Origin of the sequence: Prochlorococcus marinus CUG1438 (assembly GCA_017644325.1) — a bacterium.
GTDB lineage: Bacteria > Cyanobacteriota > Cyanobacteriia > PCC-6307 > Cyanobiaceae > Prochlorococcus_A > Prochlorococcus_A marinus_AA.
Map to the genome: position 1 here is coordinate 80,237 of JAEPLS010000003.1, position 16,356 is coordinate 96,592.

The 16,356-nt window shown below is 32.9% G+C and carries 18 protein-coding genes; 11 read left to right on the forward strand and 7 right to left on the reverse strand.

All coding sequences use genetic code 11. From position 1 onward, the window contains the following. The first annotated feature begins 65 nt into the window (after positions 1 to 65). The 6 genes from JJ847_08755 to JJ847_08780 all read left to right on the forward strand — a co-directional run bounded on the left by JJ847_08755 (position 66) and on the right by JJ847_08780 (position 5,158). The gene (locus JJ847_08755; GenBank protein MBO6960975.1) at positions 66 to 407 is read left to right on the forward strand and encodes a ribulose bisphosphate carboxylase small subunit; all 342 of its coding nucleotides are present in this window, start codon (positions 66 to 68) and stop codon (positions 405 to 407) included. Between the two features lie 78 nt (positions 408 to 485). Further along, positions 486 to 2,783, forward strand: coding sequence for a CsoS2 family carboxysome shell protein (locus JJ847_08760; protein MBO6960976.1), 2,298 nt, complete (start codon positions 486 to 488; stop codon positions 2,781 to 2,783). 7 nt (positions 2,784 to 2,790) lie between these two features. Further along, complete coding sequence (locus tag JJ847_08765; protein MBO6960977.1) at positions 2,791 to 4,320, forward strand: carboxysome shell carbonic anhydrase; 1,530 nt, start codon at positions 2,791 to 2,793, stop codon at positions 4,318 to 4,320. A 2-nt stretch (positions 4,321 to 4,322) separates the two neighbouring features. Beyond that, positions 4,323 to 4,574 (forward strand): carboxysome peptide A, encoded by a 252-nt coding sequence (locus JJ847_08770; GenBank protein MBO6960978.1) that lies wholly within the window; start codon positions 4,323 to 4,325, stop codon positions 4,572 to 4,574. Between the two features lie 20 nt (positions 4,575 to 4,594). Further along, positions 4,595 to 4,843 (forward strand): carboxysome peptide B, encoded by a 249-nt coding sequence (locus JJ847_08775; GenBank protein MBO6960979.1) that lies wholly within the window; start codon positions 4,595 to 4,597, stop codon positions 4,841 to 4,843. Positions 4,844 to 4,918: 75 nt separating this feature from the next. Next, the gene (locus JJ847_08780) at positions 4,919 to 5,158 is read left to right on the forward strand and encodes a 4a-hydroxytetrahydrobiopterin dehydratase (GenBank protein ID MBO6960980.1); all 240 of its coding nucleotides are present in this window, start codon (positions 4,919 to 4,921) and stop codon (positions 5,156 to 5,158) included. Between the two features lie 5 nt (positions 5,159 to 5,163). On the opposite strand, the gene JJ847_08785 is transcribed toward JJ847_08780, so the two are convergent. The 3 genes from JJ847_08785 to gloB all read right to left on the reverse strand — a co-directional run bounded on the left by JJ847_08785 (position 5,164) and on the right by gloB (position 6,634). After that, positions 5,164 to 5,391: a DUF3136 domain-containing protein gene (locus JJ847_08785; GenBank protein ID MBO6960981.1), complete on the reverse strand. Its 228-nt coding sequence runs from the start codon at positions 5,389 to 5,391 to the stop codon at positions 5,164 to 5,166. An 85-nt stretch (positions 5,392 to 5,476) separates the two neighbouring features. Continuing rightward, positions 5,477 to 5,869 (reverse strand): RidA family protein, encoded by a 393-nt coding sequence (locus JJ847_08790; GenBank protein ID MBO6960982.1) that lies wholly within the window; start codon positions 5,867 to 5,869, stop codon positions 5,477 to 5,479. A gap of 24 nt (positions 5,870 to 5,893) precedes the next feature. Further along, positions 5,894 to 6,634 (reverse strand): hydroxyacylglutathione hydrolase, encoded by a 741-nt coding sequence (gene gloB / locus JJ847_08795; GenBank protein MBO6960983.1) that lies wholly within the window; start codon positions 6,632 to 6,634, stop codon positions 5,894 to 5,896. Positions 6,635 to 6,674: 40 nt separating this feature from the next. On the opposite strand from gloB, the gene JJ847_08800 reads away from it, so the two are divergent. Genes JJ847_08800 through JJ847_08810 form a run of 3 tightly spaced genes read left to right on the forward strand, consistent with a single transcriptional unit; the run spans position 6,675 to position 9,652 of the window. Then, positions 6,675 to 7,313: an ATP phosphoribosyltransferase gene (locus tag JJ847_08800; GenBank protein ID MBO6960984.1), complete on the forward strand. Its 639-nt coding sequence runs from the start codon at positions 6,675 to 6,677 to the stop codon at positions 7,311 to 7,313. Positions 7,314 to 7,325: 12 nt separating this feature from the next. After that, positions 7,326 to 9,122, forward strand: a complete 1,797-nt coding sequence (locus JJ847_08805) for an ABC transporter ATP-binding protein (protein ID MBO6960985.1) — start codon at positions 7,326 to 7,328, stop codon at positions 9,120 to 9,122. Beyond that, positions 9,122 to 9,652 (forward strand): GNAT family N-acetyltransferase, encoded by a 531-nt coding sequence (locus JJ847_08810; protein MBO6960986.1) that lies wholly within the window; start codon positions 9,122 to 9,124, stop codon positions 9,650 to 9,652. The genes JJ847_08805 and JJ847_08810 overlap by 1 nt, the downstream gene beginning before the upstream one ends. Here the strand turns inward: JJ847_08810 and JJ847_08815 are convergent, their stop codons facing one another. After that, on the reverse strand, positions 9,653 to 10,336 hold the full coding sequence (locus tag JJ847_08815) for a TIGR04283 family arsenosugar biosynthesis glycosyltransferase (protein ID MBO6960987.1): 684 nt from the start codon (positions 10,334 to 10,336) through the stop codon (positions 9,653 to 9,655). A 5-nt stretch (positions 10,337 to 10,341) separates the two neighbouring features. Further along, positions 10,342 to 10,953 carry a TIGR04282 family arsenosugar biosynthesis glycosyltransferase gene (locus JJ847_08820; protein MBO6960988.1) on the reverse strand — a complete coding sequence of 204 codons (612 nt, stop codon included), beginning with the start codon at positions 10,951 to 10,953 and terminating at the stop codon, positions 10,342 to 10,344. 190 nt (positions 10,954 to 11,143) lie between these two features. Here JJ847_08820 and dnaA point away from each other — a divergent pair, with 190 nt between their 5' ends. Further along, entirely contained in the window at positions 11,144 to 12,538 is a 1,395-nt protein-coding gene (dnaA, locus tag JJ847_08825) for a chromosomal replication initiator protein DnaA (GenBank protein ID MBO6960989.1), read from the forward strand. On the opposite strand, the gene JJ847_08830 is transcribed toward dnaA, so the two are convergent. After that, entirely contained in the window at positions 12,539 to 13,768 is a 1,230-nt protein-coding gene (locus JJ847_08830; GenBank protein MBO6960990.1) for a glutathione S-transferase domain-containing protein, read from the reverse strand. It lies immediately after the preceding gene. Positions 13,769 to 13,819: 51 nt separating this feature from the next. Between JJ847_08830 and gorA the strand changes: the two genes are divergently transcribed. Further along, positions 13,820 to 15,184, forward strand: a complete 1,365-nt coding sequence (gene gorA / locus JJ847_08835; GenBank protein MBO6960991.1) for a glutathione-disulfide reductase — start codon at positions 13,820 to 13,822, stop codon at positions 15,182 to 15,184. Between the two features lie 2 nt (positions 15,185 to 15,186). On the opposite strand, the gene JJ847_08840 is transcribed toward gorA, so the two are convergent. Then, positions 15,187 to 16,266 (reverse strand): calcium/sodium antiporter, encoded by a 1,080-nt coding sequence (locus JJ847_08840; protein ID MBO6960992.1) that lies wholly within the window; start codon positions 16,264 to 16,266, stop codon positions 15,187 to 15,189. Positions 16,267 to 16,356: the final 90 nt, after the last annotated feature.

The window sequence follows — 16,356 nt, forward strand, 5'->3', positions numbered from 1 at the left end:
TTTCTCCTCAAACTTCTATAAATCTCGTTCTTTTACGAGTAATTCCATTCACATTTAAATTTATTATGCCTTTCCAGAGCACAGTAGGCGACTATCAAACAGTTGCAACCCTGGAAACATTCGGTTTCTTACCACCGATGACCCAGGAAGAGATATACGATCAAATTGCATACATAATTGCTCAAGGCTGGAGTCCTGTTATTGAGCATGTTCATCCTAGTGGAAGTATGCAAACTTATTGGTCTTATTGGAAACTCCCATTTTTTGGGGAAAAAGATCTTAACTTAGTTGTAAGTGAATTAGAGGCTTGTCATCGAGCATACCCTGATCACCATGTAAGAATAATCGGATACGATGCTTACACTCAAAGCCAAGGAACAGCTTTTGTCGTTTTCCAAGGACGTTAAATCTACTTTATGTAGTAAATATCTTTCTCCAAAAAATTTTGGAGAAAGTTTTTTTAAAGAGTTTCAAATTTGAAGATTATGTCAAAAAAAACCAGTAGAGAGATTGCACTAGAACGAAGAAAGGCGATGAGTGATAGCGGCAAAAAAGCTGCTGCTTATTCTTCCACTACTAAAGACAGAGTTCGATCTTCTGAAGATATACAGATTTCTGGTACTCAGTCTTCTTCTAATAATCAAAATATTTCTAAACCAGCTACAAAACATATTCCAAAAAGTCAGGTTACTAGAAAGTCCTCTTCAACAACTTTATCTAGTAAAGACTTAGTAATCGAGAGAAGAAAGGCAATGTCTACTCATGGTAAATCTGCTATAACTTCATCTGATAGAACCCGTACCGATGTTAAAAAAGAAATTCCCGTAAATACAGTAAAATCAACCATAAATAAAAATCAAGAAGTTCAGAATTCACATAATATGGAAGCTAAAACATCAAAACCAAATGTCAAAAGAAGAATTAATCAGAAGAGAAAGCCTATTACTAATACAAGTAGAGATATTGTTTTAGCAAGAAGAGAAGCTCAATCTAAACACGGTAAATCAGCATCAAAACAAAATACTAGTGCAGCTTCTTTAGCTAGAAGGGGAGACCCAGATCTAAGTAGTAGAGAAATTTCTCAGAGAGTAAGAGAGCTAAGAAGTAAAACTGGTGCCACAGGTAAAAAAGGCAATGGTAAATGTAGACCATGTGGTCCAAATAAGAATGGAGCCAAACAAAATATTGCCGATGCTAGTTGGAAAGTTGGCACAAGTGAAACTGATTCAGGTCAAAAAGTCACTGGTACACAAGCAAATAGATCTGTAAAAACTACAGGTAATGAAGCAAGTACATGCAGAACAGTCACTGGTACACAATATATGGGAGCAGAAGTAGCTGATCAATTTTGTCAAGATAGACCAAGTTATAAACAACCACTTAGATCTACTGTTACCGCAACAACATCAGGTAACAAAGTAACTGGGAACGAAGTTGGCAGATCTGAGAAGGTCACAGGAGATGAGCCAGGAACTTGTAAAAACCTTACAGGTACTGAATATGTATCTGCTAATCAATCACAGAAGTATTGTGGTGATATCCCAAAAAATCCTTCAAAGGTTAAACATAGTACTACCATCGATGGTTTAAAAGTATCCGGATCTCTTCCTGGTAGGTCAAATCTAGTTACTGGAGATGAATCAGGTTCTGGACATCAGTTAACAGGAGATCAATATCTTGGCTCTGAGCCAAATCCACAAGGTAAAGTATTTGAAAAAGTTGGCAGTTACAACACTCTTAATGGGAATAATGTAACTGGTACAGGTGTAGGAAGATCAGATCATATGACAGGTAACGAACATGGGAGTTGCAAAAATATAACAGGTGATGAGTACATAGGGTCTCAACAATATGAGAAGTTTTGCGGTTCCAAACCAAAACCTGAAGCTAGAAAAGTAGGTTTAAGCCTTTCATCAAAGTCTAATTTGATAAGTGGTACTATGACAGGAAGATCAAAAATCGTAACTGGAGATGAACCCGGCTCATGCAAAGTTTTAACGGGAACACCATACGCTGGCTTAGATCAGATTAATGAAAATTGTAGTACTGAGATTTCTGAAGATGTGAAATCTCGAACGACAGTTAATTCTGGAAATAATTCAAATGCAAGACTTACAGGTCAGCAACCAGGGATTGGCGGAGTAATGACAGGTGCAAAGAAAGGTGCTTGTAAGAATCTAACAGGGACTCCTTATGTTGGTGGAGATCAGTTCTCAAAAACTTGTGATAATCCTCCACATGATACTGAGTATGCAAATCCTGAAAAGTCAGCAGGTAATTCTTGGAACGAATTCTCTGTTAAATCTCCATCAAGAGACAAATATTCTGAAAAAAATACTCAAGGTGTTACTGGGAATGAATATGAAAATGGTTCAAAGGTAACAGGGCCCTTTGATATGGCAGTTGATAAGGTCACTGGCACTGAAAAATTTAGATTCGAACCGAATAAAAATATTACTTATAAACAAAAAATGGAAATTGAAGAGACAGATCGTGCTGCAAATACACCAGAGAAAAGAGTTGCATCTAGGATTACTGGTGAAGGACAATCAGTTGGAAACGTAACTGGTGATGATTGGGATCGTGGTGATAAGGTGACAGGTACAGAGGGAGCTTCTTCAAGAAAGAGAAATCCATCGAGAGCAGGATTTACTAGCGCAATGCCCCCTTTAGAGATTAAGAGAAATGAGGATTTAGAAAAACCGGATTTCTTGATAACTGGATCTAGTGGTAATACTCGTGAAGGACAACTTGTTACCTTTTCAGGTGGTGCAAGAGGTTAATTAAATAATGCCTTTAAGAGGACTGGCTAAAGCCAAGAACTTCACATTGGGGCCAACAGCTCCAATGAAAACTTTTACGGAAAATATTCATATACAAACTAAAGAATCAAATAATTTTAGAAATTCAGGAAAGTCTCACAAATTAACTAATAATATTCAGAATGAGAATTTGTACAAGTATGAAAGCAAAATAAAAAGTGATTTTGACGAAATTGTTCCAACTCTTAAGGAAATTGCACGAATACAACATCATGAAGATTTTATAAAAAAGGCTCAGACAATATCTAGAAAAAATTTGGGAATTGATTTACCCCTTCATATATTAGATAAGTCTTGGGTAAAACCTCTTGATATGAGAGCTTTATATGCATGGTGTGCTTTCAAACAGCATGAGAAACTTAGTGATAATTTTTTTAATAATGATCCACTTGAAGGTGCTGCCGGAAGTAGGGATGCGGAAGACTTTGAGAAATTTCTTTTAGATTGTGGAATACATTTACTTGATATAACTCCTTGTTCAGATGGGAGATTAGCTCATTCAGTTGCTTATGTCATGAGAATACCTTTTAGTTCAGTAAGAAGGAGATCCCATGCTGGAGCACTGTTTGATATCGAAAATACAGTAAATCGATGGGTAAAAACTGAACATAAAAGATTTAGAGAGAATATTCCTAATGAAGCTCATAAAGATACCAGGTACTTAAAAGTTGTAACCTATCATTTTAGTTCAGTAGATCCTTTGCATCAGGGATGTGCAGCTCATGGGAGTAATGACGAGTTAGCTGCAGGAGAAGGTAGAAATAAACTTTATGCTTTCAAAGAGGCTGTAGAGAATAGCTTTTGCTGCGGAGCATCTGTGGATTTAATGTTGATTGGACTTGATACAGACACTGATTCATTGAAAATTCATTTGTCAACTAGTGATGGCAATATAGATTTAGAAAAAACTATTTCTACATTAGATATTTATAATTCAACAATTAATTTTTCGAAAGAGGATGCAGAGAAAGAAATTTGTCAAATAATTTCTGAGCATTCTTCAAAAGAAAAACTTCAGGGTCTGGAAAAATTTATGTATAAATTAATTGTCAATAATATTTCTCAAATTGACTATGTTAAGAGTTTCTATAATGGTTCTTATGAAGATATTGGTCATGCAGAGAGGTTTATTGGAGTAGGCATTGGTTTCAAAGAAGTTCATCTCAGAAATTTAACTTATTTTGCTCATTTAGATACGGTCGAAGAAGGGGCGCCAGATTTAGATGTAGGAGTGAAGATTTTTACTGGATTAAATGTCTCTCAAGATCTACCCATTCCAGTAGTTATAAGATTTGATTACTCTGGCAAAGTACCTGGTGCAAAAGAGAGAGCAATAAAAGATTGTGAAAGAGTTAATAATGCGATATCACTTAGATATAAAGATTTAGTTAATCAAGGATTGTTACATACTTGCTCTACTATTAGAGATAGGGACAACATTCATTCCGCCCAAATTATTGGAATGTCTTTAGATAAAAAATCAGAGGAGGCTCACTAATTATGTTAATTTGTAAGGTTGTAAAACCACTTGTTTCTACCAATAGAATTCCTGGTTTTGAACATAAGCATCTACAAGTTGTATTGGATGGTTCATCAAGTAAGGTTGCAGTAGATGCTGTTGGCTGTAAGCCAGGGGATTGGGTTATTTGTGTTGGAAGTTCTGCTGCTAGGGAAGCTGCAGGAAGCAAATCATATCCAAGTGATTTAACTATTGTAGGAATAATAGATCATTGGGATCCTGACAAAGCATAAAAAATAGGAGGATAGAAATAGTGGAAATCATGAAGGTACTAGGAAGAATGGTATGTACTCAAAGAGTTCCTGGCTTGGGCCATATGAATTTAAGAATTTTGGAAAATAACAAGGGAAAGAAGTTAGTTGCTGTTGATCCTGTAGGGGCAAGAGAGGGGAACTGGGTTTTTACAGCTAGTGGCTCTGCTGCGAGATTTGCTTGCCCTAATCCAGAAGTTCAAACAGATTTAACTATTGGCGGGATTATTGATTATTGGGAGAGTGACTAAAAATTTTAACTTCAAAAATTTATTGAGAAACTTTCTTGAAGGTATAGTGTAATTAGTCTTGAAAAAAAGAATTTAATGTGGACTGAAAGAGAATCACCCTTGAGGATTGAAAAAAGATTTGAATTTGAGAAATACTCAAAAATTAGTAAATTCATGGAGAGAATTGAGAAATTATGTAAAGAAAGGGATATCTATCCAAATATCAGCTTCGGTAAGAATTTTGTAAGTCTCTCAATATTTCTAGAAAGTAAAGCTATATCCATCAAGGAAAAGGACTTTTCAAAAGATATAGATAAATTTTATTTAGAAGATTAAACCTTTTAATAATTATTTGGCTTGGCAATATCTCTTTTAATTAAAGCCATTAAATATTTTGGGGCCTTATATCTTCCTGGCAGACATCTGTTAAGAGTTTCGAGATGACCCCAACATACAGTTTTTTCTATATCTTTAACTGAGTTCCCTTTTAAAATTAATAGTCTTAGCGCTTTACAAAATAAAGGATAGCCTGCTTCTAATTCATCTATATTTAGCTTTGCTGCTGACATAGATTCAAGAGGATTAACCAATTAATAATCTATACAAATATGGTGCAGATTTGGATTATATTTCAAATTTCTCAATAATTAGAAATTAATCTAGAAATGCGACGCAATCTATCTCAACTTGAACTCCTTTTGGTAGAGATGAAACTTCCACACAGGCCCTTGCTGGAGGATTCTCTTTATCAAAAAAATCACCATATATTTTATTGACAATTTGAAAATTACTAAGGTCGGTTAAATAAATAGTCGTTTTTATTACATCCTCTATTTTTGCTCCACCAGCTTTAAGAACTGCTGAAAGATTTTTTAAAACTTGAATAGTTTCCTTCTCTATATCACCTGAACATGTTATTTCATTTAAAGCTGGGTCAATAGCAATTTGACCAGAACAATAGATAAAATTACCAGCCTTTATTGCTTGATTATAAGGTCCGACTGGATCCGGAGCATTTGATGTTTTAATTACTTGTTTGGGGGACATTTTTCTAATAAGATACCCATCTATTTAAACCCATAAATCTTTATTTGCTCTTAAAAAAGTAAATTCTTCTAAATTTTTTGCTCTTAAGAAAAGGTTTATTTTCATTTCTTCATCCAGTAAAAATGGAATTGTCAATTCATTAAGAGAAAGTTTTTTTTCAACTTCCGAAAGTTTATTTTTTATAAGTCGATCATTAGGCTTGAGGTTCAATGCCCACAATATATTTGCCCTAGTATATTCATGAGCACAATATACAAGAGTATTCTTTGGTAAAGACTTGATTCTTTTTAGTGAAGAATACATCTGTTGATAAGTTCCTTCAAAAATCCGGCCACAGCCTCCAGAAAATAATGTATCTCCAATGAAAAGAATAGGATTTCCACTATTCAAAAAGAAAGCAATATGTGAGCTTGTATGCCCTAAAACTTCAATTATTTCTACTTCCTCTCCAAGAATATCCAAAGTCTCTCCATCTTCTACAGATACATTTTGAAAAGGTATTCGCTTTTTTTCTTTGCAGGAAGCAATCACCTTTGAATTTGGCCATCTTTCAATAAGAGACTTCGTCCCTCCAATATGGTCTGAATGATGATGAGTTTGCAAAATAGCCTCTAAGTGAAAATTGTTTTCATCTATGTATCTAATTACTGGTTCGTGTACAGATGGATCTACAACTACAACGGATTTATCTTTTACCCACAACCAGATGATGTTATCACTTAAAACTCTAAGTCCTATTATATTTCGAGCTTTATTAAATTCCATTGTTAAATTAGAATGAAGAAGGCTTGGAAGAAATTGATCTATGTTTACTATAGCTTTACCAAAAGGAGCTCTGTTAAAAGATTCAATTTCAACTTTTAAAAGAGCTGGGTTAGATTTTTCTGACGCTTTGGAGATTAATAATAGATCATTAACCTTTGAATCAAATTGCAAACGAGCCAAAGCCTTATTAGTAAGGAATGGGGATGTCCCTGTTTATGTAAGTTATGGTCAAGCTGATTTGGGTATTGTTGGGTATGACGTGTTACGAGAATCTGAATCAAGAGTCGCAAAGTTGCTCGATTTGGGATTTGGTGGCTGTCATATGTCATTGGCGGTTAAGAAAAATAGTAATTATTCAAAACCAACTGATCTGCCTGCTAATTGTAAAGTAGCGAGTAAATTCACAAAAACAGCAAGATCTTATTTTGATGAACTGAATATACCAGTTGAAATAGTCCATTTGACAGGATCAGTCGAACTTGGACCGATTACAGGTATGGCGGAGGCAATCGTTGATTTGGTAGCAACTGGAAAGACTCTTAAAGAGAATGGTTTAGTTAAAATAGATGATCTTTTCTACTCGACTGCCAGACTAATTGGAAATCCTTTATCTATGAGGTTAGATGATAACCATCTCAGAGATACAATTTTATCAATAGAATCTATTAATGCTCTATAGAAGATTAGCTAAATGTTTTTCAATGATTTTAGAAGAATTAAAAAGTTAGGTAAATATTTAACTAGAGATAAAAAAGCAATTTATTTAATTTTAATTATTTTGTTGCCTGTGTCTTTCGCTGGAGCTATTCAACCACTATTAGTAGGTCAAGCAATAACTATTCTTAAAAATGAAAGTACAAATGTTTGGCTAAGTAAAACTTTCTTTGGGCAGTCAATAAATGCAATAATCTTAACTTTATTTGTAACTGTTTTATTTAGGTTGGTTTTACAAGGATATCAAACCTACAATATCCAAGCAGTTGGTCAACGATTGACAGCAAGGATAAGAAGAGAGCTTTTTGACCATGCAATATCCTTGTCTCTTAAATTTCACGATAAAATGCCTGTAGGTAAATTATTAACTAGATTAACAAATGATGTTGATGCTCTAGCAGAGGTTTTTGGGAGCGGTGCAGTTGGAGTTATTGCTGACTTTGTCAGCTTGATAGTAATCTCCCTGACAATGCTTTCAATTGATCGGGGACTTGCCATTTTATTACTTTTAACTCAAATCCCAGTCTCATATTTTATTATTTGGCTTCAAAAACGTTATAGAAGGGCAAATTATCAAGTAAGAGAGGAGTTATCTCAACTCAATTCTGATTTTCAAGAGAATCTTCAAGGTTTAGAAGTCGTCCAGATGTTTAGAAGAGAGGCTTTCAATAGCAAGAAATTTTCTAATACTGGAGTTGCATATAAGAAAGCAGTAAATGGAACAATATTTTATGACAGTAGTATTTCAGCATTCATAGAGTGGATTTCGCTTGCTGCAGTTTCTTTGGTTTTAGCAGTTGGCGGGTATCTTGTTACTTCTGGAAATATTGGTTTGGGAACACTAACCACCTTTATTTTATATTCCCAAAGACTTTTTGAACCTCTAAGACAGCTTGCAGAAAGATTTACCCAGATTCAGGGGGGACTCACTGCTGTTGAGAGAATAAATGAGTTATTGGATGAGGAAATTCAAATTAAAGATTCTATTTCCACAAAACATTTTCTAGAAGTTGTTAAAAAATCTAATAAACAATTTAAGGGTAAAATTGAGTTCAAAAATGTTAATTTCTTCTACAAAGAAGGAGAGCACATAATAAAGGATTTATCTTTCTTGGTTAACCCAGGAGAGCATGTGGCTTTCGTAGGGCCAACTGGTTCAGGTAAAACTACCATAATTAGATTGTTATGTAGATTGTATGAACCTCAATCAGGCCAAATATTAATTGATGATATAGATATTAAGGATATTCCTATAGCAACTCTTAGAAATATGTTAGGAGTAGTTTTGCAAGATACCTTTATCTTTAGTGGAAATGTTGCAGATAATTTGAAACTAAATGCGAACATAGACAATCTTGAATTAAAAAATCTTTGTAAAGAATTAGGATTAAATAATTTGTTAAAAAAATTACCTGAAGGTTTGAATACTGTTCTTAGAGGGAGAGGGGGGAATCTCTCTTCTGGAGAAAGACAACTTCTTTCAGTAGCTCGAGTGGCTATTAGAAATCCTGTTGTTTTGATAATGGATGAAGCAACAGCATTTATGGATCCCACTACAGAAGCAACTTTACAAAAGGATCTTGAGAGAATTCTAAAAAAAAGGACAGCATTAGTAATAGCTCATAGACTTGCAACTATTGAAAGTTCTGATAAGATTTTAGTCCTGAAGTCAGGTGCATTAATAGAAGAGGGTACCCATAGTGAATTGAGATTGAAAAAAGGTTTATATTTTCAGCTTTCTGAACTGCAACAAAAAGGATTTGCAAATTTTTAATGATTTTTAAGAACCCAGCTTCATTAATAAAGAAATCTAGTACTATTCCTAGAAATGAACTTATACAAAACTATGGCTTAAATTCTTATGAATTCACTCAAAAAAATAATGAAGAAGTTTTTGTATGTAGTAAAAGTAAAGAGTTAGATCTAATAGAGCTAGATCAACTCTTGCAAACTGTTGGTTGGAGCAGGCGACCAATAAGGAGAGTTAAAAGGGCTTTAGATTTTAGTATTTTGGTAATTGGGTTATGGCGTCATGACGATAAATTTCCTAGATTAGTAGGATTTGCAAGATGCACTGGTGATGGAATTTTAGAAGCAACAATATGGGATGTGGCTGTTAATCCTGTTTATCAAGGGCAAGGGTTAGGTAAGGAGTTAATGAAATACATATTGAAAGAGTTAAAAAACATTGGTATTTCAAAAGTTACTCTTTTTGCTGATGCAGAAGTTGTTCCATTTTACAAAAGACAGGGTTGGATATTAGAACCAAGAGGTTCTAAATGCGCCTTTTGGTATGCAAATTAACTATTTTTTGTAGTAGTCAGAATATATAGATTTCGTCGATTCACCTTTTAACCATCGTCTTCTAAATTTCCAGTTCTTAAATGCTTGGAGAAAAATATTGGTTCTTTCCCACTTCCTTGGACTGATAAAAATAGGGATATTCAATTGCTTTAAATCTTTTTTATTTTTTAATCTCCTTAAAAAATCTAAGTCCTCCATAAGGGCTATTTTTCTAAAACCATTATTCTTAAGATAAGTAGATTTATGAATTATTAAACCTTGGTCCCCATAGGGTTTTTTTAAATATTGGCTCCTAAAATTTACAAGAATCTCTAGGATTCTGTAAATCACCTTTTTATGATTAATTTTAAATGTAAAAAAGTAAATATTTTTTTTGTCTCCTTTTAAGAGGGATTTTATTTTCCAAAACCAATCATGAGTTAATCTAGTATCAGCATGTAAAAAAATTAGCCACTCTCCCTTTGAATACTTAGCTCCGATATTGAGTTGTAAACCACGATTCCTTTCATTGCACTTATAAACTTTTGCACCGTAAATATCAGCTACATCAAGAGTTTTATCATCACTGCCGCAATCAACGATAAGAATTTCTCCCTCTTTCTTAACAATCGACAAGTCTGAAAGCAACAATGGTAAATTATTGGCTTCGTTGATAGTTGGAATGATAATTGAGATTTTAGACATATGGATTACTTTCTATTTTCAATATCAGTTATTGTATCTAAATCAATTTTTTTATCTAAAAATTTATATTTTAAATTTGTAGAGGCGAAATTATCAATTGTATTTTGAAGAACATTTTCTCTACCCCAATTAATGTCAATAAAAGGAAGATGTAGATATTTAGATATTATTTTTTTTGATAAACCAATAAGCCAATATCCTCCATCATTAGACGGTCCTAAAATTAGATCATTTTGTTTTAGCTCTTTGATACTATTTAATAAATCTAAATGGCATAAATCTGGAAGGTCAGTACCAATAAATATAATATTTTTTATATTATTTTGAGCACAAAAATTTTTATTGATAAGTATTTGTCTCTTCATTTTTTCTCCTAAGCAACCTTTCCCCTGTAAATTAAATTTTTTAATTCCTAATGCTTCAGACCATCTTTTACAATTTTTCATCCCCAGGCCAGATATGGCTATAGAAATATCAATTAGTTCATTTTTTTGGAGAGATTTGACTACACGAATAGTGTGATTGGTCATCACACTTTGTACTCTTGCAGAATTACTTTTACCTATATCATTTGCCAATCTTGTTTTGCATCTTCCAAAGGCATGCCATTTTGCCATTATTATCAATAAAGCTTTCTCCAATACTTCACCACATTTAAGATAATTATATTCCTATTAAAAAAATAAAATTCACTTATTAAAGTTAAATCATGCTTTGTTAAAAAATTTTAAATTTGTTGTGATCTTGTGATTTGATAATGGCCAATTATTAAATTCCAACTAGATTAATAATCTAGATAAAAAAACTTTGCAAGCAACTAATCCTATTTGGGCGGAAGTTCAACAATTACTCCAAAAAACTTTAAGTAAGCCTTCATTTGAGACATGGATAAGGCCAGCTAAATTTAATTGCTTTGAGAATGGCTTATTAACCTTAATAGCTCCAAATACATTTTCAAGTGATTGGTTAAGAAAGAATTATTGTGAAACTATTGAAAAGGCTGCAAAAGAAATTTGTGGCCATGATGTAAAAGTTGTTTTTAAATCTGAAACAATTGTCAATAGCGATTTTATAAATAAGGAGAGCTTAAATGAACAAAACGTTAATCACATAAAAAAATCTTTTTCTAATACTAGCCAAGATAATTCTTCAAAAAATCGATCTAAAAATCCTAACGGTTTAAATTTACGTTACGTCTTTAAAAGATTTGTTGTAGGTCCAAATAGCAGGTTAGCTCATGCCGCGGCTTTAGCAGTTGCAGAATCTCCTGGAAGGGAATTTAATCCACTTTTTATTTGTGGTGGGGTGGGTCTTGGAAAAACTCATTTAATGCAAGCGATTGGTCATTACAGAGTTGAAATTGATCCAGAAGCAAAAGTCAAGTATGTATCTACAGAAACTTTTACTAACGATGTTATTAGTGGTATTAGAAGAGATGGAATGACAGCTATTAGAGATAAATATAGAAATGTAGATTTAATTTTAATAGACGATATACAGTTCTTAGAAGGTAAAGAGTATACCCAGGAAGAATTTTTTCATACTTTTAACGCTCTCCACGAATCAGGAAGTCAAATAGTCATTGCAAGTGATAGGCCTCCAAATCAATTGTCGGGAATTCAAGAGAGATTAATTTCTCGGTTCTCAATGGGGATGACTGCAGATATTCAACCCCCTGATCTTGAGACAAGGACGGCTATCCTTCAGAAAAAGGCCGAACAAGAGAGGATGAGTCTTCCCAGAGATTTAATTCAATTTATAGCAGGAAGATTTACTTCTAACATAAGAGAATTGGAAGGGGCATTCACTAGAGCTGTTGCATTCGCATCAATAACAGGTCTGCCAATGACAGTTCAATCAATTGCCCCGATGCTTGATCCGAATAGTGTTGGAGTAGTTGTTACTCCAAAACAAGTTATTGATAAAGTTTCAGATTTCTTCAAAGTTTCTACAGATGAATTGATTAGTTCAAGTAGAAGGAAACCAGTAAGCCAAGCAAGACAAATAGGCATGTATCTTATGCGTCACGGAACGGATCTAAGCTTGCCGAGAATTGGAGATGAATTTGGTGGAAAAGACCATACAACTGTTATGTATGCAATTGAACAAGTTGAAAAAAAATTATCTAGTGATCCTAATATTGCAAGTCAAGTTCAAAAAATAAGGGATTTACTCCAAATAGATTCTAGAAAAAATTCATAATCAAGTATGAATAAAATATTTAGGATCTTGATCATATCTATGATTGAGCGAGATCTTATCAATTTCATTATCTAAACTTTGTTGTTCAATTTTATTTAATGATTGTCTTAATAACCTTGCAGAAATAATTGGCATATCTCTTGGAACTGATATTCTATTTTTTAAGTATCTAAGAGAATTTCCTGAGAGTTTATCTGGGATTCTTAGTTCACCTGTAATCATATGTGTCAATGCCGATCTCAATGATTCGTCAAAGGATCCTTTATTGTATGGGTTTACTTTAAGTAAATTCTCTTTATGCTTTATTACTCTTTTAAGAGCTATCTTGGAGTAATATTTTGAATCATAATTTTTATTGAATTCATAATTACTAAGACCCTCTCCAGAGTCTATTGACTTAGAAAATGCAATCTGTTGTTCATTAATTTCTGTGTAACATCCACCCATTTGTGGAGGTAAATCATGAGAGTGAGTATGAAAATCTCCCTGTGTCCCTCTATAAGAACTAGTCCCTTCAAAAAGAGTAAGCCATTTATCTATATAAAAGTAATTAGATCTTAAGCTAAAACCTTTATAGTAAATCAGTGATGCATTCATTCTCTCCATATAGGGAATAAAAATTATATCTCCAACACCAGGCTCTAAATCACCAGTATTAGATACTGATGGGTCAACGAATCCTGATTTAGATCTGCTTAAGATTTCATCAAGTTTAGAAATCGATTCTTTAAATCTCTTTTTTCTAAAAGAGTTGTCTATAGAATTAAAGCTTTCTCTGCAGAGCCAATTACACCAGGATCTGAAAATTTCTCTTTCTAATTTTCGAATTTGTGTAAGGTGACTAGATGTTATAAAAGATCCAAGTGCTCCGAATTCATTTTCTAAAAAAGCTATGATATCGTCGCTTTCAGTTATAACTTGCTCTTTAAATTGAATTGCAGGTAATTTCCCAGATCTGACTTTTTCAAGGAACCAACTTTCTTTTTGACCGTAGCAAAACATATTTATTTTTTTGACTCTGTATGGAATTCTCTTGAATTCAAGCCATAACCATATCTTCTGACAGTAAGGGCACCAAGAATGCCTATCCCTATAAAGGGTAACTAATACATCATTTTCACTATGACCAAATAATCTTAAATTTGCGTAGGAATTATTTATACCATGAACTCTGTCAAGATCTTCAACTTCAAACTTATTAAAATCATCCCATGTCAAAATCCCATTCATTATTTGAATTAAAGCTATAAACTAACGTTATAATAATTGATTAAAAAAGTCTTGGAATTTGAATTTGATTTAATTGTTGTTGGTGCTGGATCTGGAGGACTTGCGGCGGCAAAACGTGCGGCTAGTTATGGAGCAAAAGTCGCAATCATAGAAGCAAATAAAATTGGAGGGACTTGTGTGATAAGGGGATGTGTCCCTAAGAAATTGATGGTTTATGCAGCTAAAAGTAAAGAAAATATGGATTCTTCTGAAGGGTATGGATTAAAAAATGAAGGTATTAATTTTGAGTCAAATATTTTATTGAAGAATGTTAGAGAAGAGGTTTCTAGACTAAGTGATTTACATAGGAATTCTTTAAAAAGATTTAATGTAACAGTTTTTGAGGGTTTAGGAAGATTTATTACTCAAAATGAATTAGAAATTATTTGTCCAAAAACTAAGAAAATCAAAAATAAAATAAGTTCAAAAAAAATTCTTATTTCAGTTGGAGGTAAACCTAAGAAATTAAATATTCCTGGGGAAGATTTGGCATGGTCTAGTGATGATATTTTTGAATTAGAAAAGTTTCCCAAATCAATATTAATAGTAGGAGGAGGATATATTGCTTGTGAATTTGCTTCTATTTTCAGAAATTTAGGTACTGAAGTAACTCAATTAATTAGAGGTAAACATTTACTTAATGGATTTGATGAGGATCTTTCTTCATGCCTAGAGGAATCACCTACTTTTACTGAAATTAATATAATCTCCAATACTCAATTAAAGTCTATCAATAGGGTAAAGAGAAACCTGGAATCTACCCTAGACACGGGGGATAAACTCCTAACTAATAATATCCTTATTGCTACGGGAAGAGAACCAAATCTTTTGCCTTTGAATTTAGATTTTTTAAATCTAAAGATGGATGGCCAATATTTAGATGTTGATGAACTCAATCAAACAAGCAATGCAAATATTTTTGCAGTTGGCGATATCATTAATAAACCAAACTTAACTCCAGTAGCAATAGAACAAGGGAGAGTTTTTTCGGATAATTTTTTTAATGATCAAAAAAGAAAAGTAAATTATGAATATATCCCTAAGGCGGTTTTTACTATTCCAGAAATTTCAACAGTTGGCTTAAGTGAGAAAAGAGCTAAAGAGATTTACTCTGAAAAAAATATAAAAATTTTCAAATGCCAATTCACCCCTATGTCTAATACCTTTAGGAAGAAAAAATCAAAATGTATGTTGAAGATTGTAGTTCATAAGATGACTGAAAAAGTCCTAGGATGTCATATGTTTGGAGAAACATCGTCTGAGATTATTCAAATGGTATCAATTTCATTAAATGCAGGGATAACAAAAAAAGACTTTGATATTACTATGGCTTTGCACCCAACTATCTCAGAAGAATTTGTGACTATGTATGGATGAATTTATGAATTAGAAAATTTTAATTTTTCTTGAAAAATCAGAAACACTATAAGTAACGCGAAGTAAATAAATAAACCTATCCTTAATTCAGAGAGATAATTAAATCCATTCAAAAAAAATATCTTATCGAGAATGTAAAAAATATAAAAATTAATCAAAATAAACCCTTCAATTCTAGTGATTTTCCCTTTGCTCCAGAATATTGGTAAGCATGCAAAGGTAGTTAAAACCATAAAAGGTAAGTCAACTTTTATTAGACTTTGTTCAATTTCTAAACCTTTAAATCCTGAAAAAATACTACAGCTTCCAAGGATTAGAAGTTGATTGAGCAGATTACTTCCAATTACATTCCCAATCGCAAGATCTGTTTTACCTTTAAATGCAGCAATTATTGAAGTTACTAATTCTGGTAAAGATGTTCCTGTGGCGACAATAGTTAAACCAATAACAATTTCATTTACACCCAAAAGAGTAGCAAGTGTTTGAGAACCATTTACTAAAATATTTGAACCTAAGCTTAAAAGAAATATTCCCAATATTAACTTCATTAAAATATTAAGTCTCCCTTTATCGTTATCTTTGAATTCTTCTATTTCTGGTTCCGCATCTTTTGTCTCCTCTCCTCTTTCATTGATAGTATTAATTTCCCATATTGTATTTAAGATTAAACAAAGTATTAGAAAGATACCTGCTTGAAGTGTTAATAAGCCTGTTGATGACATAGCCCAAACTGCACAAGAGATAGCCATTAACAGAGGTACATCTCTTCTGACTATTCTGCTTTTCACCTTAAGAGGTTTTATCAATGAGCTTATACCTAAAACAACGAGAACATTGAAAATATTGCTTCCAATTACATTGCTTGCGGCAATTGAATCACTCCCTTTTAAAATTGAACTTAAACTTACCAACAACTCAGGAGAGCTTGTTCCAAGAGAAACAACTGTTAAGCCAATTACTATTTGGGGTATTCCTAAAATAAAAGATAAGAATATGGCTCCTTGAATAAAGAACTCTCCTCCAGCAAAAAGTAGAACTACTCCTAAAACTATTTCTATTATTGGAAATAAAAGATCATTCATATTTAGGTTTCTATTTAGAGAATAAAAATTTTATAGTTGGTTAATAACTATCCTCGATTATCTATAATTTATTGTCAATTTTAATTTGCT